The sequence below is a fragment of the Paraglaciecola sp. genome (genome assembly GCF_039964565.1).
In the GTDB taxonomy this organism is placed as follows: domain Bacteria; phylum Pseudomonadota; class Gammaproteobacteria; order Enterobacterales; family Alteromonadaceae; genus Paraglaciecola.
Genome location: NZ_JBDVXF010000008.1, coordinates 40,633 through 60,843 on the forward strand (window position 1 = coordinate 40,633; position 20,211 = coordinate 60,843).

Sequence of the window (20,211 nt, forward strand, 5' to 3'; positions counted from 1 at the left end):
ACATGAACATTTCAACTTAAACGTAAATATCTAAATGTTTGGGTCCTTTAGGTTTCTTGTGTTCGTTGTCTTTTTTCAGTTCGCCGTCGACACTTTCTTCGTCAGGTTTACCCGACGTCTCTGAATTAGGCACTTTCTCTTGATTTTGTTGGTTATTGCCTTGCTGCTGTTGTTTTTTCCGCGCGTCTTTTTCCTCGTTTTTTAACTCCTTTTCTTCATCACTCAAAGCCCGTAATTTTTCCTGCTTATCAATTTGCACTACTTTTTGGCTATCGTGAGCAATAGGTACTTTGCCTTCACGGGGCAAAATAGAAAATAAAAGGTCACTCGTCATAACGTCTCCGTATTTATCTAAAACCTAGCAATAGTAAGACAACATTGTTCACAAAACATTCAATCTAGCACTTGTAAACTAACATAGTTGATTTAATTGTAAGAAAGCCTCTACTTTAATGGGAAATATTCTTGCATTAATCAGACCGATTGCATAATGTATGCGCCATCGAAGCGCAGTGACTTAGAAGAACCGTCAATTATGAACATTACCTTGAAAGCAGTCGTCCATCATCATATAGCTTAGCCTTTCAGGTATTTGCTGGAAGGTCTATTGATTCCTTCTAGCGGCGCAGACTCACTCTAAACCCCCGGAAGGCATCTTTCGGGGGTTTTTCTTTTGGGTCGCTCTTTTGGGTTAAATGCGCCACTGAACAATTGCAAATTAAGTAAAAACTTTAAATAGGATTGGAAATAAACATGAGTGATAACAATAGATTACGTATTGCCGTACAAAAATCGGGACGATTAAGTGACGACAGCATCTCTTTATTAAAGGCCATTGGCATCAAATTGCAGATCCGCGATCGGTTATTAATCGCTCATTCGACTAACCAGCCTATAGATTTACTATTAGTACGCGATGATGACATCCCAGGTTTGGTCATGGACGGTGTAGTTGATTTAGGTTTTATCGGCCAAAATGAGCTTGAAGAGAAAATGCTTGAACGCCAAGCAGCTGGTAAAAAAGCCGAATATATTGAGCTAAGACGGCTAGATTATGGTGGATGCCGGTTATCTATTGCCGTTCCTAACGAGATGAACTATCAAGGGTTAGCCTCGTTACAAGGCAAAAAAGTGGCCACCACATATCCCTACTTGCTTGAACGTTTTTTCAAAGAAAAGAATATCGAAGCCAGTACCGTCATGTTAACCGGTTCGGTTGAAGTGGCACCTCGAGCGGGTGTTGCTGATGCAATCTGTGATTTAGTATCGACAGGCGCCACGCTTGAAGCTAACGGTCTGCAAGAAGCCGACGAAATATTTGTCTCTAAAGCCGTATTTATCCAAAGAGGCGGCGACATGCCTGAAGCGAAACAAGCGCTTATTAGCAAAATGTTACCCCGTATGGATGGTGTCACCCAAGCTAAAGAAAGTAAGTACATCATGCTACATGCGCCAAAAGCATACTTAGAACAAGTTAAAAGTTTACTTCCAGGTTCGGAAAATCCTACTGTACTGCCTCTTGCAGGAAATGACGATACAGTAGCAATCCATGTAGTTAGCCCTGAAACCCTATTTTGGGAAACTATGGAAAAACTCAAAGCCTTGGGTTGCAGTTCCATTTTAGTGATGCCAATTGAAAAGATGATGTCTTAAGGCAAACATAAAATATTAGGTAAGAGGCCAAATAGTCATGCAAATATGGGCACAACTTAACCCAAACCAACGAGCTGAATTATTAAGTAGACCGGCGCTAGTGGGTAGCCACGCGCTAAGTGATACGGTTGCAGATATCGTTCAACAAGTGCGTCTCGAAGGCGATGAGGCATTGTTGGCGTATACTGAACGTTTTGACGGCGCTAAATTAGAAAGTTTGCGATTTAGTGATGCTTCTCTTAGCAGTTTTGCCAGTGAACTGAAGTCTGAAGTCAAATGGGCTATTGATCAAGCTTATGCCAATATCAAAGCCTTCCACGAAGCCCAGTACCCCGAGGATGTGGTAGTTGAAACCACCTTAGGTGTAGTCTGTGAACTTAAACACGCTCCTTTGGCATCAGTAGGTTTATACATTCCTGGAGGCACTGCGCCCTTACCTTCAACGGTATTAATGTTAGGGGCGACAGCCCAGGTTGCAGGTTGTGGTCGCAAAGTACTGTGTACTCCACCGGACAAGAATGGCCAAATAGCAGTTGAAATTCGTTATGCCGCCAGCTTATGCGGTATAGATGAAATTTACTTAGTTGGAGGCGCACAAGCGATTGCTGCTCTTGCGCTGGGAACCGAGAGTATTGCTAAAGTTGATAAAATTTTTGGACCCGGCAATAGTTATGTCACTGAAGCCAAACAGCAGGTGAGTCGGATTCCAGCAGGTCCGGCAATTGATATGCCAGCAGGGCCTTCAGAGGTATTAGTGATTGCTGACGCAAACGCGAACCCAGTATTTGTAGCAGCTGATTTATTATCACAAGCTGAACATGGCACTGACTCTCAAGCTGTTTTAGTGTCAAACAGCGCTGAATTAATTGAAGAAGTTCAACAGCAAGTGTCTTTGCAGCTAGAGACGTTAAGTCGCAAAACTATTGCCCAACAGGCGGTAAAACACAGTCGCTATATTTTGACTGAAGACTTACAGCAAGCTTTTGATGTCAGCAATGCCTATGCGCCAGAACACTTGATTGTACAAATCGAAAATGCCCGCGACAGCTTGGATAATTTAACGAATGCTGGTTCAATCTTTGTTGGACAATGGTCTCCCGAATCGGCTGGTGATTACGCCAGTGGCACTAACCATGTATTACCTACATACGGCTACGCCCGCAACTATTCAAGCCTAGGTTTAGCTGACTTTATGCGACGTTACACTGTGCAAGAACTTAGTCACCAAGGCCTACAAAATATTGGTAATGCGATTATGGATTTAGCTGATGCAGAAGGCTTAGACGCCCATAAACAAGCAGTTAAACTTAGGTTGGATGCCCAGCAGTCAAAGAGTGGTGCGTTATGAGCAATTTAATCGACAGGTTAGTTTGCGAAAACTTGAAGGCGCTAAAACCTTATGAATCTGCCAGGCGTATCTTTGCAGGCGGCGACAGTGACAGTGAAACCTGGCTAAATGCCAATGAGTCACCTTTTTCAAATGACTTTGATATCAATACTGCACATTTTAACCGCTATCCCGATTGCCAACCGCCGAGCGTTTTATTGCCCTATGCTCAATATGCTGGGGTGCAAGCTGAACAATTACTAATTAGCCGCGGAGCTGACGAAGGTATTGAGTTACTGATCCGCACTTTTTGTACTCCTAGTAGAGACAATATTCTAATTTGTCCTCCTACTTATGGAATGTATGCCATCAGCGCCGAAACGTGTAACGTGGGTATCGAAAAAGCACCTTTAAATGCAGATTTTTCTTTAGACCTACCCGCAATATTTTCATACCGAGGTAAAGTAAACTTAGTTTTTATATGTTCACCTAATAACCCAACGGGCACCTCTATAGGCAAACAACAGCTTACGCAAGTGTTAGCCCACTTCAGTGATTCAGCCTTAGTGGTAGTCGACGAAGCGTATATCGAATTTGATGCAAACAATACTTGGGCTACTGAACTCGCTAATTATCCCAACTTAGTGGTCTTACGCACGCTATCCAAAGCTTTTGCTTTAGCGGGGTTACGTTGTGGTTTTACTATCGCCAATAGCGAAGTGATTCAAAGTATCATGAAGGTGATTGCCCCCTACCCGGTGCCAGAACCCGTCGCACAAATTGCGGCGCAGGCTCTAAGCAGCAATGGCCTTAAGCAAATGTCTGAACAAGTCGAATATTTGCAACAACAAAAACAATGGATGAAACGGCAGTTAAGTCAATTTCCCGAGTTGCAATTAGTAGGTGACGATAAAGCCAACTTCATATTGTTCCGGCATCCACAAAAACAACCTTTAATGGATTACCTAGTGGCAAACGCGGTACTTATTCGTGACCAATCTAAACAAATAAACCTAGATAATTGCCTACGTATTACCCTTGGCACTCAACAACAAAATGAAAAATTGCTAGCGTTAATGGCCAGCTTTTTTACACAGCAGGAAAAATCAGCATGAGCCAGCAAGCTATTCTTTTTATTGACCGCGACGGGACTTTGGTTGAAGAGCCAGCCATCGACAAACAACTCGATACCCTCGAAAAACTGGTCTTTGAACCACAAGTTGTGCCGGTGTTGCTTAAATTACAACAAAATGGCTTTCGTTTAGTGATGGTGTCTAACCAAGACGGACTAGGTACCGACAGTTTCCCCCAAGCAGATTTTGACTTGCCCCATAATAAAATGATGGATATTTTTGCAAGCCAAGGTGTCATCTTTGACGAAGTGTTAATTTGCCCACATTTTGAAAGCGACAACTGTACCTGCCGAAAACCTAAACTCGGTTTAGTGAAAGAGCATTTACAACAAGGCAAAGTTGATTTTACGCGCTCTTTTGTGATCGGTGATCGAGACACCGATATGCAGCTTGCTGAAAACATGGGCATAGTAGGCATTAAATACAACCGCGACAACTACGACTGGCAAGCCATTGAAAAACAATTGTTAGCCTCGTCGCGTGTTGCGACTGTGGTGCGTAAAACCTCAGAAACTAATATCAATGTAACTGTAGATTTAGATTCAAGTGCTAAATCGACAATAGAGACCGGCCTTGGTTTCTTTGATCACATGCTAGATCAAATAGCGACACACGGAGGATTTGAACTCAAGCTAAGTGTAGACGGCGATTTACACATTGATGATCATCACAGTGTTGAAGATACGGCTCTAGCGTTAGGTGAAGCGATCAAGAAAGCCTTAGGAGACAAACGTGGAATTGGCCGTTTTGGTTTTGCCTTACCCATGGATGAATGTCGTGCAGAGTGTATTATGGATATTTCTAATCGTCCACATTTGAAGTTTGAGGCTGATTTTAGCCGTGATCAGGTAGGAGAAATGGCAACTGAAATGGTACCGCATTTTTTCTATTCAATCGCCCAATCAATGGGGTTGTCGTTGCACCTATCCACCACAGAGGGTAATGCCCATCACCAAGTAGAAAGTTTATTTAAAGTATTTGGACGCGCACTGCGTCAAGCTATCCATAAACAAGGCGAAGCGTTGCCAAGTAGTAAAGGAGCCTTGTAGACATGGCTGCACAACAAATAGTGATAGTGAATACTGGCTGTGCAAATATTTCGTCGGTTAAATTTGCTATTGAACGATTAGGCATTCCAGTAGCAGTAAGTGATGATTTAGACACGATCAAAAAAGCCGATAAAGTGTTTTTGCCTGGCGTAGGTAGTGCTAACGCTGCGATGGACAGCATTCACAAAAAACAACTGACCAGTTGCGTACAAAAGCTCACTCAACCTGTGCTAGGTATTTGTTTAGGTATGCAATTGATGGTTGAAAAATCTGAAGAAAGTCTAAAAGACAGCACCCCTTGTTTAGAACTGATCCCAGGACAAGTAAAACGCATGCAAGTAGGCAAGTTACGCCTACCTCATATGGGCTGGAATACAGTCACCCCAATTAATAACGCGCCTTTGTTTAAAGGAATTGATTCGGGTAGTTACTTCTATTTTGTACACAGTTTTGCTGTAGCACTTTCAGAATTTACTATGGCCAGTTGTCACTACGGCATAGACTTTTCTGCTGGTATTCACAAGGACAACTTTTTTGGAGTGCAGTTTCACCCTGAGCGTTCAAGTGATGCAGGGGCACAATTATTGAAAAACTTTATCGATTTGTAAAAGACGGCGTTATAAAAAGACATTAATAAGGTTACAAGACAACATATGATCATCCCAGCCATAGATTTAATAGAAGGTTCAGTTGTTCGTTTATACCAAGGCGACTACCAACAAAAAACTGAATACAAACTCGATCCCATAGAAGTGGTACACAGTTATGCAGACCAAGGGGCGAAGTGGTTGCATATTGTCGATTTGACTGGCGCTAAAGATACCAGTCAACGACAGCTTGAGCTCATAAGTAAGATGGTTGCAACAGGCCGTATGCAATTCCAAGCCGGCGGAGGTATTCGTAATGAAAAAGATGTCGCCCAGCTTCTAGAAATTGGCGTAAAACGCGTGGTCATAGGGTCGTTAGCGGTCAAAGAGCCCGAGTTAGTGAAAGGCTGGATCACGAAATACGGCGCTGACGCCATAGTGCTAGCGCTAGACATCAACATCGATGAATCTGGCAACAAATTTATTGCGACTCACGGCTGGCAGGAAAACTCAGGCGTGTCGATTGAAGCTTTACTCGAAGACTTTTTATCCGTAGGCGCAAAACATGTGCTTTGCACAGACATCAGTCGCGACGGCACTCTGCAAGGTGCAAATCATCAACTTTACACCGAGATGACTCACCAATTTCCTACTGTGGGTTGGCAAGCCTCTGGTGGCATTGGTAATCTTGACGATATTGCAGTGCTCAAACCGACCAAGGTCAGTGGCGTCATTTTAGGCCGCGCCTTGTTAGAAGGTAAGTTCACGGTTAAACAAGCGATTGAATGTTGGAATTCAGAGAATTAGTTACAACAGCAAAGCGTAATCAACATATTTAAAACATAACAGATTAGGAAATTATAATGGCGGCTTTTGGTACAGTGTTTATGCCTCATATGGCATTCACTAGCTTTGAAAACAATCAGTGGAATGAGGCAGCGATAGTTGCATCCGACAGTATTCAATTACATCCTGGTGCCCATGTCTTACATTATTCCAGCACCTGCTTTGAAGGGTTAAAAGCCTTTAAACATGCTGACGGCAGCATCCATGTTTTTCGAATGGACCAAAACCTAAAGCGTTTTGATCAAAGTAGTCGTTTGTTATCGTTACCTGATATTGACCAAGCCCAAGTCTCTAAGATGATTTTAGACATAGTGGCTCAATACAGCGCTGATATCCCTGAACCTCCTGGCTCAATGTACATTCGACCTACTCACATAGGCACAGAAGCCGCCATTGGCAAAGCGGCAGCGCCTAGTGTAAGTTCGATGTTATATGTTTTGATATCTCCGGTAGGTGACTACTTTGCTGGCGGTTCAAGACCCCTCAGAGTATTACTCGATGAAACAGGTATGCGCTGCGCACCTCACATGGGCATGATCAAAAGTGGTGGTAATTATGCCAGCGCACTAGGTCCAATTTTAGCTGCAAAACGTGACGTACAAGCCGACCAGATATTGTTTTGCCCCAACGGTGACGTACAAGAAACGGGTGCGGCAAATTTCTTATTGATAGACGGTAACGAAATCATTACTAAAGCACTAGATTCAACCTTTTTGCATGGTGTGACCCGTAGTTCCATTTTGACCTTAGCGGCAGATATGGGTATGCAAGTCACTGAGACCCAATTGTCAGTCGAAGAATTGTTAAAAAGAGCTGCTAAACCTAATGTTGAAGCCGCCCTTTCGGGTACGGCCGCAGTGCTTACTTCGGTAGGTACACTGATTCACAATGGAACCGAACATTCGGTTGGAAGTGGCGAACATGGCCCCACCACTCAAAAATTGCGCCAAGCCTTAAATGATATTCAGTGGGGCAAAGCACCCGACACCCACAATTGGTTAACAGAAGTTAAATAAGGTTGTTATGTTAGCAAGACGAATTATTCCCTGCTTAGACGTAAAAGACGGAAAAGTAGTTAAAGGTGTAAAGTTTCGTAATCACGAAATCATAGGCGACATAGTGCCGCTGGCACAACAATATGCTGAACAAGGCGCCGACGAATTGGTGTTTTACGATATCACTGCGTCAAGCGACCAACGCGTAGTCGATAAAAGTTGGGTAACTCGTATTGCGCAGGTAATTGATATTCCATTTTGCGTAGCGGGTGGCATTAAAACCGTTGCAGACGCGGGAAAAATATTAGAAATGGGCGCCGATAAAATATCGGTTAACTCGCCCGCTCTTGCAGATCCTGAGTTAATCACGCGATTACACGATACCTTCGGACAACAATGTGTTGTTGTAGGTATAGACAGTTTCTACAATGAAGCAACCGGTCAATATCAAGTACATCAATACACGGGTGACGAAACCCGTACCCAAGTCACCGCTTGGCAAACTGCCGATTGGGTGAAGGAAGTGCAACAACGTGGCGCAGGAGAAATTGTACTTAATTGTATGAACCAAGACGGGGTACGCAAGGGTTACGACATTAAACAACTATCTGCTATCCGCCAAAACTGCGCCGTGCCCCTAATAGCCTCAGGAGGCGCGGGTGAAAGTGTGCACTTTAAAAACGTATTCGAACAAGCCGATGTAGATGGCGCGTTAGCAGCGTCGGTCTTTCATAAAGGCATTATCCCTATACCAGAATTAAAGGCGTATTTACGCCAGCAGAATATAGCGATAAGAGATTAAGTGCAGCTGCGAGTTATTAGCTTCGAGTGGCGAGCTTGGAGCAACAGATTAAAAGATTAAGAGCAACTGCGAAGTTTGAGGTTTAAGCTCGTAGCTAAAACATACTAGAGATTAAAATGATTATTACAAAAGAAAATGTAACAAAGCTGGCATGGGAAAAAATGGACAACCTTATGCCATGCGTAGTGCAAAACGCAGTCAATGGTAAAGTATTGATGCAGGGATTTATGGACCAAGCGGCGTTAAATAAAACCTTAGAAACCGGCTTAGTCACATTTTTTAGTCGCTCAAAACAGCGCCTTTGGACCAAAGGTGAAGTGTCTGGCAATAGTCTTAATTTGGTAGATATTACCAGTGATTGTGACAATGACTCTCTTCTCGCACTAGTTAACCCAATTGGTCCCACTTGTCACAAAGGTACAGAAACCTGTTGGGCAGACAGTCAAACTGCAGACGTCAGCTTTATCGCTGAATTAGAAAGTGTGATTGCCTCACGAAAAGGTGCCGATCCCGATTCTAGTTACACCGCTCATCTATATAGCAAAGGCATTAAACGTATTGCTCAAAAAGTGGGTGAAGAAGGAGTTGAAACGGCTCTGGCTGCGGCTGTAAAAGATTTAGAAGAGTTAAAAAATGAATCCGCTGATTTGCTATACCACCTATTGGTTTTGCTACAAGCCAGTGATTTAAATTTGTCCGATGTGATCGAAGTATTGAAGCAGCGCCATAGTCAATAATTGTTTGATGAGCCGCCCCTTGCTAAAGATTGCCAGTTGAGTTCGGCTGTGTTTTATTGCCGCTCTCAGCGCCTGAGATAGAAAAAGGAAATTCCTGCAATGTTATTTAGCCGTGTCAAAAATCACATCATAAAAGCAAACTGGTTAGCAGTATTAATTGATTTTTTGATAGTTGTTGTTGCGGTATTTGTGGGTATGCAGTTATCAAATTACATTACAACCCAAAACAGTCGAGCTGATTTTTCTCAGGCGCTTGAGTTGCTCGAGAAAGAAATAGAAATTAATCACCTTGCAGTTGCCAAAGTAGATAAACAAGCTGCGCAATCTTTGCAAATTGTAGGTGATACTTTAGATATTCTGCTGTCATGTTCAGACAGCGATGCAAACCGTGTGTTGGTCAACCAAGGCATCAACGAGCTAAGAAATACCTACGGCATTTATTTACGTCGCCATGCATTACAACAACTCACATCCAATTCGCAACTTATTACCCATCAAACCGAACAACAACGTCAACGTTTCACCGACATGTTGATTCGTTTTGATTTAACTCAAGTGAACAGCGACTTAGCAGAAGATCATCCCCTGAATAAACGCTTCGAAGACAATCCACTACTCAGTGTTGGCCCGCGTCTATCACTTTCGTACCAAGACCGCGGCGAGGATACTCCACACATCAGAAAGATTAAACTTAACGCTCCTATTGATGTGGCTTGTAAAGATAACTCACTAATAAAAGCCTTTGTCACTTGGGAACGTTGGCAAGGTAACTTACTACCTATGATGGCGCAAATCCGCAATGAGCTCCATGCCACCGAGGCCTTATTAAAAGCCCGTGAATAACCTTCTGACACAGAGAAGCAGACAATACTATTACATCACAAATAGAGCACTCAGCCTCGCGATTCTCATTCAAAACACACACTAGCCAAACGATTATTCGCCCAAAGATATCTATACAACTTGTCCTAATTTATATAAGCCAATCGGCAATAGTCAACTGTAAATTGGTTCAGCCTGTTAGGGCAAATAATCGCTGTATTCATATTTTCACGCTTAGGCTCGGATTAGAACGCGGCCCACGGCGCTAAACGTAATTCAGTTCTAACCCACAATATCAATGAAGCTTTGGTGAGTTTCTATATAGGCGGGTCTGTGGCGCAAACGCGCCAAATAAGCTGCGACTTTGGGTGACGCTTCAAGTATTCCGAACATAACTGATGAGTCCAGTAATCCACCAAATACAATATCGGCGGCAGTAAATTGTTCCCCAAGAGCCCAGCCGGTTTTAGGGGTCATGGTTTCAATGGTGGCAATGACACGTGTCAGGTCGCCCCAACCTGCCGTTGTTGGGTTTGGGTGGTTTATTTCTGACGCCGCAAGAGTCAGTGCAGGTTCAATCGTATTTCCTGCAATAAACAGATACCTATAATAACTGGCTCGGTGAGCAGAGTATATTGCTGGCGCAAGGTGTTTCTCTGGGTACTTATCGGCAAGGTATGCACAAATTGCCGCCACTTCTGTAACAACGGTTTCACCATCCACTAAGGTTGGCAATTTCCCCATCGGATTGATATCTCGCAATTGTTGTAATTCCGGAGTGTTGGACGTCAAGTCGATAGTAATTTGTTGATGTTCAATACCAAGCTCCTTAAGCATCCAATCTGTGGTGACTGCTCTGCTCATCGGATTGTAATAGTGCTTCATGGTTTGTTGTTCCTTGTAGATAGGTGTATTGAATATTTTTGATGCGATAAATTATATAGATAAATATGCCATGTAATGGCATATTAAAATCATGTTAAAAACAAACTTTAAACATCGCTCAGAAAGACGTAACCGCCTTATCGGTTTGTTACGTTCTGAAGAATATTGGAAAACCTCAGAATTACGAGAGCATTTGAACGTTAGCCAACGCACCTTAATGCGTGAACTTGCAGAGCTTAAGGATGCAGGGTACCCAATTGAATCGGATAGGGGCCGTGGTGGGGGTATCCGTTTAAATGGTCGCTGGGGCATTGAACGTTTAGTGTTAAGTCACAAAGAGGTAGTAGAACTGATACTTTCGTTGGCTATCATGGAATCGCTACACTTGCCTTTGCTAACTGGTAGCCTTAACGTCATCAGGCAGAAACTATTTCAAACATTCCCTGAAAATCAACGCGCGATAGTCAGTGGGATTCGTAAACGCATCTTGATAAGTAAACACACCAATGCCTCTGAAGTTCCCGAATTAACGGCGCCTATTCTGGATATTTCGGAAAACGTATCTGAAGCATTTTTTCGGCAACAGTGTGTAGAAATCGATTACCGCTCAGAAGCAGGAGTGCGCACTTCACGAAGAATTGAGGCTCATTTTATAATGCTAAGTTGGCCTACCTGGTATTTAGTAGCGTGGGACCATCTTCGAGAATCATCTAGAGTATTTCGTATAGATAGAATTGAAAGAGCTTACCTAACCAATTCAAGTTTCAAACTTCGACCAGAACTGATCCAAAACGACAGTTACGCTCCGTATTACACTACTATTTAGAAATGACTAGTCGCAGTTTATGGACCCGGCTTACAGTTAGTCACTGTCTAAAACACTCTGAACCCAATCGGGATATTCTTGCATAAACAAAATAAACTCTCGTTCCAATTCTGTCTCTGCGGGCACTTTTCCTTGTGCAGCCAAGATAAAATGTTTGTGTTGCGGTTTCTGAACCGGTTTAATTCGATCATAAGCAAGTAACACTAAATACCTAGCCGCATACTTGAACAAATGTTTGGTTGTCGGCCTATAGTCATCACTTAACTCTAAGTCAAAACCTCCCTTTGCTAATGCAGCCATGCTCTTGTCTGAATACGTACTTTTAACACCGCTCATCACTTTAAAAAGGCGTTGGATCATTTGTTTATCCGCCAAAATTTCTACGTGGCCACTATCAAATCCAAATGTTTGTTTGGCTTGGGTTTGTGCTTGAGGATGCAATTGACTAGAAAGTGGCACCACTCCATCATTATTTTCTCCTAACTTTACTGTGCGTGAATTCTTAAAGGCATAAAATAATTGATGCTCCACCCACTGTGGCAAAGGCTTTCTATATAAGCGCTGAATAAAATTGTTATTAGGGTTTAGGTCTCGCCAAGCGGGCAATACAATCAGCCCTTTATCTTCTCCATTCGCTGCGCTTGGATGCCCTCCAAAGGGACTGGCGATAGAAACAAATAGCTCTACTTTGTTTTCCTCTTCTTGCCCCTTGAGTTTATTTAAGGCCTCTCTTACAACAATACCTCCCATGCTGTGTGCCACTACTATGATTGGCATTTCGCCTAAAGGAATCACTTGGCCTGCAAGAAACAGGTTATAAAAAAAGTCCGCCAGCTGGTCCAAATCTCCACCTGAAGGATAGTAAAAAAACCATGGCCGATATCTGTCTCTATCGAGTTGACTAATAATGGGTTGAAACGCCCGTGGGCTATCTCCGATCCCGTGCACAAATATTACCGGGATTTTGTGCACTTCATCTTCTTCAAGGGCATAAAACATAGTAGGAGCATGCTCTAGAAAAGACGCTGGGTCGTACATACCTAAGGTTGACATATTTTTATTAAACAAAGGATCATTAAGAGATCGTATTGTTCCTGAGGGATAAAAAAGCGATGATTCAGCTACGCCTTGGGTAGGTAGTAAAATATTTTCATCTCGGTTTGAGGTTTTTGGTTCAGTTAACAAAATCTCAAGTTGGCTAACGATTAATTGTGGATATTGACTACGATTAAGGGTGAGTTTTCTTTCGCCTACGACTTCCGTGTGGTCGAAAACGTGATTGCCGTCAATATCAGCATAAACCAATAAATCAAATTCCCCTTCTGGTAGGTTTAGTCCGAAGTGGGTGCCCGAAGCGCCACCAGCAAACATAGTGTCGACACGTTCGTTTACTTTAAATTTATCAGAATAAGCGGTTATCGCTAAAGGTTTATCGAAGTAGGCGTCCGATTCAATGAGCGTTTTGCCGATGACAAAAAAAGTTTCACGATCCAGTAGATGTTTCAAGTTAGTCTGACTAGGATCTGCATTTTGAATCTTAGTATAATTGGCTTGAACTGAACTGTATTTAAGGTAGGTACATGATGTCAGTAGGACACCAAATACCAAGCAGCCAAAGCGTTTAACATTAGTTTGATTCACAGTGAATAGCACTCAACTTACCCCTGAAGTTATTGCAATCATACTATTGACAACTAGCCAAGGTAAAACCCATCCAAAGATATAAGTTTATTGTTAATTCTAATGCAAAAATTCCTCTAACACGTCGACCGTTTGCTGTGGACCTTCTTCGTGGGGTACATGTCCTAAATCAGCAAATGTCACTAATTGGCTATTAGCTATTTCATCATGGAATCGCTGTCCAACACTTAGAGGAATCAATCGGTCTTGTTCACCCCACATAATGAGAGTCTCTTGAGTTAACTCATCTAACCTGTTGGCAAGTGGACCGGCTTTGGTTTCCACAAAACGTTTCGCCAAGGCTTCTCGATTGCCTTCTCTAATATTCAGCTCAAAGTATCTGTCTACTAACGCTTCAGTAACCTTTTCTGGATTAGCGTACACATTTTCAACACTACTTTTGACTATTGCTCTAGGCATAATATCCCCTAACAAATATTTAAGTAGGGGCGAGCTAGAAATTCGAAACGCAATAGGTACCGATTTAGACTGAAATGGGATCCCACTTGAATCAATCAAAACCAATTTTTCAACACGCTCAGGATAAAGTACCGCACTACTCCATGCCACGTAACCACCAAGAGAATTTCCTGCAAGAATCGCTTTTTCAATACCCAATTGATCCATGAGTGACACTAAGGTTTGCGCATAATCTTCAATACGGTATTTACCCTGTGGATGAGGACCAGTTAACCCAAAACCCTGCATGTCAAACCGTATAACTCTATGGTGGTCAGCTAACACAGCAGTCCATCCGTCCCATGTATGCAGCGAAGCACTGGTGCCATGCACTAAAATAATAGGAAGTGGATCTTCCTTTGGACCTTCATCACGATAGTGTAGTTGCATACCTGAGAGAGTCATAAATTGTGACGGTGATTTTGCCCACCGTTGGGTTAGGTGTTCAACTTTAAGGTCCGGCTCGCTGTAAGCAATCGTAAAATATACATAGATACCCAACATCACCGCGACTAACAACAAACAACAACGAATTACGTATTTCACTCTAAATCCTTACTTCATAACCCAATGTCTAGGCAGTGCAACTAAAGCAAGCATACTGTCATACTGGCTTTGTTAGTTTCAATGTCCTCCAACGTTATTTTGCCACCAATGAACTTATTTCTAATAACAAACTATGCCACACCAGCTATCCAATATTCCGGCAATAGCCCCCCGTGAACCCATTACCAGTCGTGCGCTAACTAGAAAAAACCCTCAAAGTTCTCTGTTTCTAATCCCAATAGGGACAAACGTAATCAACCTAAATAAAACTGTATTTTTTGTTTTGTATAAATTAACATCGATCAGAATGACCGACTGTCGGTCATTTAAAATAACCCGCTGGAACCGAACCAATAAAAATGGCGATTATAGTAGATAAAGATAAAAAACGACGAGATATAGCGGCTGCTAGCACTGCGCTATTGCTGGAAAAAGGCTTTAAAAATCTTACCGTTACCGAGATAGCTAAGAACGCAGGTATAGGTAAAGGTACGGTTTATGATTATTTTCGTAATAAAGAAGAAATTGTGTTTGAAATCATTCGAACGTTTATCGAAGAACATCATAATTATCTGTTAAGTCACACTGACCAAAAAACTTCCACTAAACAAAAAGTCTTGTATCTGTTCGATTTTTTCTTATCAGAATACAAGTCTTATGAAAAACACCAAGACGTTTATAGAGAATATGTAAGTGTCTCCTTATCGACTAAATCAAAAGCTATGCTGGAGTTCAACAGTGAATGTTCAGTTTTTATTAAATCTATCCTCGAAAACATCATAGATGAAGGGATCCAAAAAGGTGAAATTAAACCTATTGGCAAACGTCTAGTTGATGGACTGATTAAGACAGAAAGGGGTTATATGATACTTGCTTGGGCAGAAGGGCAAAATTTAAAAGTAGAATTTAAAGACTATATAGACACCCTATTCGAATTAATAGAGATCAAAAAATGAAAAAAGTCATAACGTTAGCGCTATTACTTTGTTTAAGCAAAGTACACGCAAAAGAAATATATGCAACATTTACGGTACATGCAAAACAAGGTGCCAGCTTAGCATTTAATTACAGCGGAATTGTCAGTGAATTACATGTCGACATTATGAGTGTGGTCAAAAAAGGTCAAATCCTAGCGACTTTAGCTAATGAAGATTTAGTGGCAACCACCAATGCTTCTAGAGTGACCTTAAAATACGCCAAATTAGATCATGAAAGGTACAAAGACTTGTTCAAACAAAACCTTGTTGATAAGGCCATGCTTGATAAATATGCCATGGCGCACGAAGCCATCGAAGCTCAGATTGCGTTAGAAAACGCTATCTACGAAAAGACTATTTTAAGGGCTCCATTTGACGGTGTAATCAGTAAAAGAATGATTGAGTTAGGTGATGTAGTGAGTGGGCAAATGATAAAAACCGCCTTTAACCTACAAAGTGAACATGCCCGAATTTTAGTGGTGGAGTTTGATCAGAAATACAACTCTGATGTCAAAATTGGCGATACCTTTTTGTATAAAGTCGACGGTGATGACACCCAATACGAGGGAAAGATTTATAGAATTTATCCAGAAGCTAATTCAAACAATCGAAAAATTGCCTTACAGGTAATTGCTAAGGATTTAAAAGTAGGATTATTTGGAGAAGGCAAAATAATCACTTCTGACTCTAGCAATAATTCCACTACAGCAAGCAAAGAATAACCCTATGTATAAATTTGCAATCAATCGCCCTATCACCATTCTTATGGCCGTAATGGCGCTTTTAATATTTGGCCTTAAATCCTACACATCAATGCCCTTGGCACTGTTTCCCAATGTAGATTTTCCGATAATCACTATCCAGACTACCTATCCAGGTGCAGATGCTAGAACCGTTGAATCAAAAATTACCGATAAAATCGAAGAAGCGGTTTCGGGTATCAATGGTATCGATAAATTGGACTCAACGAGTTACGAAGGGTTGAGTTATGTCATCGTTAGATTTGATTTAAAAATGGATATAAACGAGGCGGCCAATGATGTGCGCGATAAAATTGGCGGAGTAATCTTACCTGATAATGCCCTTGCACCTTTGGTACAAAAAATCAGCACCGCGGGTGAAGCAATCAGTTTATTTGTAGTAAGCAAGACCGGTGACATGTCGGCACTGATGCAACTCGTCGACCAAAAAATAAAACCTAAATTGCAGCGAATTCCCAATGTAGGCGACGTTGACGTCGACGGTTACCAAGACCGAGAAATTCGTATTTTAGTAGACCCCTATTTACTCAACAAATACAACATTTCAGCGATTGAATTACAAAATGTGATTAGCAATGAAAACTTCAAATCCAGTTCGGGTAAAAGTATCAACGACAAACAAGAGCTGATTATTAAATTTCAGGGTGATTCTAAAGATATTGAATCCTTATCAAATATTGAAATAAAACCCGGTGTGCGTTTAAAAGACGTCGCCAAAGTAATTGATGGTTTAAGCGACGTAGAAAGTTACTCGTCTTTTAATGGTCAAGTAGGTGTGATGCTGAATATCATGAAAATTTCTGGTACCAACGTCATTGGCATCATTGATGAAGCCAAAAAGTTATTACCAGAATTACAAGCGTTAGCAGGAGATGATTATCAAATTAATTTGATTAAGGATCAGTCTGACAAAATAATGCACAGTGTTGATCAAGTGAAATTCGATTTGGTATTTGGTGCTCTGCTGGCGATAGTGATTGTATTCATGTTTTTGCGAAACCTAACAGCAACCATAGTTTCGGCTCTGGCTATCCCCACCTCTATTATTGGCACCTTCGCGATCATCGATTATATGGGTTATGACCTCAATAAATTAACCTTGATTGGACTGACTTTGGCAATTGGGATTTTCATCGACGATGCCATAGTTGTCATCGAAAACATCAGCAAAAAAATGGAAGCTGGAATGGAGGCGTTTCAAGCTACCTATGAAGGCGTGCATGAAATAGCATTTTCACTATTGGCTATATCCGCGATGCTGTTAGCCGTTTTTATACCTGTCGCCTTTATGGGTGGATTAGTCGGCAAATTTTTCAACGCCTTTGCCATGACGGTGGCATCGGGTATTGCCCTGTCTTATTTTGTGGCGATCATGTTTATACCCACAGTAGGTGCCCGCGTGTTAAAACACAAAGAAACCAAATTTCACGCCAAAACCGAACCTTTTTTCCAGTCTTTAGATAATGCTTATGTGAGCATTTTAAAACCACTGATCCGCTTCAAATACATCACGGTGTTAGTGACCTTTGGGGTCCTTGTTTTGTCTAGCAAGATATTCACCAACGTAGGTATGGATTTTGTCCCTGCAGAAGATAATAGCGAATTCCAAATTACCGCTAAAGCTAAAGTAGGTACCTCAATTGAAGAAATGAAAAGTAGAATGCAACCTATCATAGACGCCATCAAGGACGATGATATGGTTGACTATTATGCTTTAAGTATTGGCTATACCACCGCTAACGAATCCCACAAAGGTTTAGTGTACGTAAAGTTAAAACCTATCGAACAACGCGGATTAGGGCAGGCTGACATTATCAATCATTACCGACAAGAATTTGCGTCCATCCAATCTATGACGTTAGCGGTTGAAAAAATATCACCGATCAACACAGGCGGAAGTAATGCGCCGGTACAAATTGTGATCACCGGTGACAGTTTAGAAAAACTCAGCGAAATTTCACAACAAGTATCCGACATGTTGAGCACCTTCGAAGGAGCCGTAGACGTCGACAGTGACTACCAAGATGGTAAACCAGAAATTACTATTTCTATGATCAGGCATAACACCTCAAGGTTAGGCATTACGGCAACTCAAATAGCCGCTTTGCTCAATTCTAATTATTCCAGTGACAGTAAAATCAGTGATTTTGAGCAAAAAGGGCGAGAATACGATATCACTTTAAGATTTGATGACGAAAGCCGCGCCAATATGGATAACATAAAGAAATTACAGATCCGCGCCGCCAATGGCGAGTATGTATTTTTAGATGGTTTAATTCGCTTTGAGCAAAATAGTTCAATAGCCACAATCAACAGGTATGATCGCGAACGTAAAGTAATGGTTAGCAGTAATATTTCGAATGTGCCACTTAATGCAATAGTCAACCAAGTTGACGCCAACATCACCGAGATATTACCAGAAGGATACAACTACACGTTCTCAGGGTATGTTGAAAAAATGCAAGAAACTGCAGTGTCATTCAGTACCGCAGTTGGCTTAGCCGTGGTGTTAATTTACTTAATACTGGCAGCACTTTATGAGTCATTAATTCAACCCATTATTATCATGGTCACTATGCCACTTGCGTTTACCGGAGTAATAACCGCATTAGGGCTTAGCGGTAATAACTTCTCACTATTTGTGATGATTGGCATAATTTTGTTGTTAGGGATGGTAGGCAAAAATGCCATTCTGGTGGTGGACTTTGCCAACCGAGCAATAAAAGACGGTGCATCCGTTGATGATGCACTTATTCAAGCAGGCGAAAAACGTTTACGTCCAATATTGATGACTACCTTTGCTATGGTCGGCGCCATGATGCCTTTAGCCTTTGGTAGTGGCGCTGGCCACGAAATGAACTCACCTATGGCGCTATCTGTAATAGGCGGCTTAATTAGCTCAACGATTTTAGCGCTATTGGTCGTACCCGCTTTTTATAAAATTTTATATCCACTCGATAGCTGGATCAGAAAATGGTACGAAGTGGGCAAAATTTAGGTCTTAAAATTTCGGAATGCATGTAATCTAAAAACACTGAACTCAAAGGAAATTGCCATCGAGTTCAGTGTTTAGTTGCAGCGATATTAGCAATATTATAAGCAATCACACATTTAGCTATCACCAAAAAAGTACATGGTCGAAGCACAAAGTCACTTCCCCGAACAGTTTTAAACGTTAAGCACACTTTAGGAGACATTCCTCCAAACATCCTAATACTTAATACCAATCCATCCTAACAATTGATCGCTCAGCGAGGTTTAAAATCACCTAATCAAGGCGCTCGAATGAAGCAATAGTTATTCTATTGTAATTTCGAGCAACGCAGAGTAGGTGCTTTTTGAACCTGGCCCAAAGGGAGAACACCAGTGACTAATTGATAAGATGAATTGGTATAAGCCTTAACAGAATTATTTTTTATCTGTCAGGAAGTCTAAAAATTTTTATTGCAATTAACTAGACGATCGGTCTAATATAAATATATGACTACTTCCGCAAATAAACCAAGACGTGGACGCCCGCCCAAAGTGGCTAGGGAAAACTACGATACTAAAGCAGAACTTATCCGCAGTGGCTTAGAGCAGCTGACGGAGTGTGGTTTTGCCTCTTCGGGAATAGAGCCTATTTTAAAGAAAGTCGGAGTGCCTAAAGGATCCTTTTATCATTACTTTGCGAGTAAGGAAGCATTCGGTGAAAGTGTTATTGCACACTATGACGAGTATTTTTCCAGCAAGCTAGACATGCATCTTTTAAATTCTGATTATTCACCACTTACACGACTTCTGAATTTTGCAGATGATGCAGTGCAAGGCATGACTCGACATGATTTTAAGCGTGGCTGTTTAGTTGGTAATTTAAGCCAAGAAGTGGATGCTTTACCCTCTGGGTTTCGCACCTTACTATCAGCCATTTTTGTGAGCTGGCAACATCGAGTCGAAACCTGCTTAAACGAGGCGAAAACATATGGTGAAATTGCTAGTAATACTGATTGCGCTGTAGTGGCAGAGTTTTTTTGGATTGGTTGGGAAGGCGCTGTCAGTCGCGCAAAGCTTGTTGAAAACGCTGCGCCATTACGACTTTTTATGACGTATTTTTTACAAACACTATCAAAGTAAATTTTTTTAATCA

General features: G+C 41.7%; 19 protein-coding genes and 1 other annotated feature. Of the genes, 15 read left to right on the forward strand and 4 right to left on the reverse strand.

Features of this window, described 5'->3' with window-relative positions:
• Nucleotides 1–16: 16 nt before the first annotated feature.
• Nucleotides 17–334: a hypothetical protein gene (locus ABJK37_RS04775; protein WP_348350670.1), complete on the reverse strand. Its 318-nt coding sequence runs from the start codon at nt 332–334 to the stop codon at nt 17–19.
• Between the two features lie 223 nt (nt 335–557).
• Nucleotides 558–673: a sequence feature (His leader region), on the forward strand.
• 80 nt (nt 674–753) lie between these two features.
• Between ABJK37_RS04775 and hisG the strand changes: the two genes are divergently transcribed.
• From hisG to ABJK37_RS04825, 10 genes are all read left to right on the forward strand, one after another.
• Nucleotides 754–1,653, forward strand: a complete 900-nt coding sequence (gene hisG / locus ABJK37_RS04780; RefSeq protein ID WP_348350672.1) for an ATP phosphoribosyltransferase — start codon at nt 754–756, stop codon at nt 1,651–1,653.
• A gap of 37 nt (nt 1,654–1,690) precedes the next feature.
• Nucleotides 1,691–3,001 (forward strand): histidinol dehydrogenase, encoded by a 1,311-nt coding sequence (gene hisD / locus ABJK37_RS04785; RefSeq protein WP_348350674.1) that lies wholly within the window; start codon nt 1,691–1,693, stop codon nt 2,999–3,001.
• Nucleotides 2,998–4,095, forward strand: a complete 1,098-nt coding sequence (hisC, locus tag ABJK37_RS04790; protein WP_348350676.1) for a histidinol-phosphate transaminase — start codon at nt 2,998–3,000, stop codon at nt 4,093–4,095. Before hisD ends, hisC begins: the two co-directional genes overlap by 4 nt.
• On the forward strand, nt 4,092–5,162 hold the full coding sequence (gene hisB / locus ABJK37_RS04795; protein WP_348350678.1) for a bifunctional histidinol-phosphatase/imidazoleglycerol-phosphate dehydratase HisB: 1,071 nt from the start codon (nt 4,092–4,094) through the stop codon (nt 5,160–5,162). Before hisC ends, hisB begins: the two co-directional genes overlap by 4 nt.
• 2 nt (nt 5,163–5,164) lie before the next feature.
• A complete protein-coding gene (gene hisH, locus ABJK37_RS04800; protein WP_348350680.1) occupies nt 5,165–5,770 on the forward strand; it encodes an imidazole glycerol phosphate synthase subunit HisH in 606 nt (201 codons plus the stop codon).
• 45 nt (nt 5,771–5,815) lie between these two features.
• The gene (gene hisA / locus ABJK37_RS04805) at nt 5,816–6,556 is read left to right on the forward strand and encodes a 1-(5-phosphoribosyl)-5-[(5-phosphoribosylamino)methylideneamino]imidazole-4-carboxamide isomerase (RefSeq protein WP_348350682.1); all 741 of its coding nucleotides are present in this window, start codon (nt 5,816–5,818) and stop codon (nt 6,554–6,556) included.
• 56 nt (nt 6,557–6,612) lie between these two features.
• Nucleotides 6,613–7,611, forward strand: a complete 999-nt coding sequence (locus tag ABJK37_RS04810) for a branched-chain amino acid aminotransferase (protein WP_348350684.1) — start codon at nt 6,613–6,615, stop codon at nt 7,609–7,611.
• A gap of 7 nt (nt 7,612–7,618) precedes the next feature.
• Nucleotides 7,619–8,392 (forward strand): imidazole glycerol phosphate synthase subunit HisF, encoded by a 774-nt coding sequence (gene hisF, locus ABJK37_RS04815; RefSeq protein ID WP_348350686.1) that lies wholly within the window; start codon nt 7,619–7,621, stop codon nt 8,390–8,392.
• 116 nt (nt 8,393–8,508) lie between these two features.
• Nucleotides 8,509–9,129 (forward strand): bifunctional phosphoribosyl-AMP cyclohydrolase/phosphoribosyl-ATP diphosphatase HisIE, encoded by a 621-nt coding sequence (gene hisIE / locus ABJK37_RS04820; protein WP_348350688.1) that lies wholly within the window; start codon nt 8,509–8,511, stop codon nt 9,127–9,129.
• Nucleotides 9,130–9,228: 99 nt separating this feature from the next.
• A complete protein-coding gene (locus tag ABJK37_RS04825) occupies nt 9,229–9,972 on the forward strand; it encodes a hypothetical protein (RefSeq protein WP_348350690.1) in 744 nt (247 codons plus the stop codon).
• Between the two features lie 261 nt (nt 9,973–10,233).
• On the opposite strand, the gene ABJK37_RS04830 is transcribed toward ABJK37_RS04825, so the two are convergent.
• Nucleotides 10,234–10,836 (reverse strand): glutathione S-transferase family protein, encoded by a 603-nt coding sequence (locus tag ABJK37_RS04830; protein ID WP_348350692.1) that lies wholly within the window; start codon nt 10,834–10,836, stop codon nt 10,234–10,236.
• A 91-nt stretch (nt 10,837–10,927) separates the two neighbouring features.
• Between ABJK37_RS04830 and ABJK37_RS04835 the strand changes: the two genes are divergently transcribed.
• Nucleotides 10,928–11,662: a WYL domain-containing protein gene (locus ABJK37_RS04835; protein ID WP_348350694.1), complete on the forward strand. Its 735-nt coding sequence runs from the start codon at nt 10,928–10,930 to the stop codon at nt 11,660–11,662.
• A gap of 36 nt (nt 11,663–11,698) precedes the next feature.
• Here the strand turns inward: ABJK37_RS04835 and ABJK37_RS04840 are convergent, their stop codons facing one another.
• A complete protein-coding gene (locus ABJK37_RS04840; RefSeq protein WP_348350696.1) occupies nt 11,699–13,303 on the reverse strand; it encodes an alpha/beta fold hydrolase in 1,605 nt (534 codons plus the stop codon).
• Between the two features lie 99 nt (nt 13,304–13,402).
• Complete coding sequence (locus ABJK37_RS04845; protein WP_348350698.1) at nt 13,403–14,347, reverse strand: alpha/beta hydrolase; 945 nt, start codon at nt 14,345–14,347, stop codon at nt 13,403–13,405.
• 359 nt (nt 14,348–14,706) lie between these two features.
• Between ABJK37_RS04845 and ABJK37_RS04850 the strand changes: the two genes are divergently transcribed.
• From ABJK37_RS04850 to ABJK37_RS04865, 4 genes are all read left to right on the forward strand, one after another.
• A complete protein-coding gene (locus tag ABJK37_RS04850) occupies nt 14,707–15,303 on the forward strand; it encodes a TetR/AcrR family transcriptional regulator (RefSeq protein ID WP_348350700.1) in 597 nt (198 codons plus the stop codon).
• The gene (locus tag ABJK37_RS04855) at nt 15,300–16,046 is read left to right on the forward strand and encodes an efflux RND transporter periplasmic adaptor subunit (protein ID WP_348350702.1); all 747 of its coding nucleotides are present in this window, start codon (nt 15,300–15,302) and stop codon (nt 16,044–16,046) included. The genes ABJK37_RS04850 and ABJK37_RS04855 overlap by 4 nt, the downstream gene beginning before the upstream one ends.
• A 4-nt stretch (nt 16,047–16,050) precedes the next feature.
• Nucleotides 16,051–19,083: an efflux RND transporter permease subunit gene (locus ABJK37_RS04860; protein ID WP_348350704.1), complete on the forward strand. Its 3,033-nt coding sequence runs from the start codon at nt 16,051–16,053 to the stop codon at nt 19,081–19,083.
• Nucleotides 19,084–19,565: 482 nt separating this feature from the next.
• On the forward strand, nt 19,566–20,198 hold the full coding sequence (locus tag ABJK37_RS04865; protein WP_348350706.1) for a TetR/AcrR family transcriptional regulator: 633 nt from the start codon (nt 19,566–19,568) through the stop codon (nt 20,196–20,198).
• The last annotated feature ends 13 nt before the right edge of the window (nt 20,199–20,211 follow it).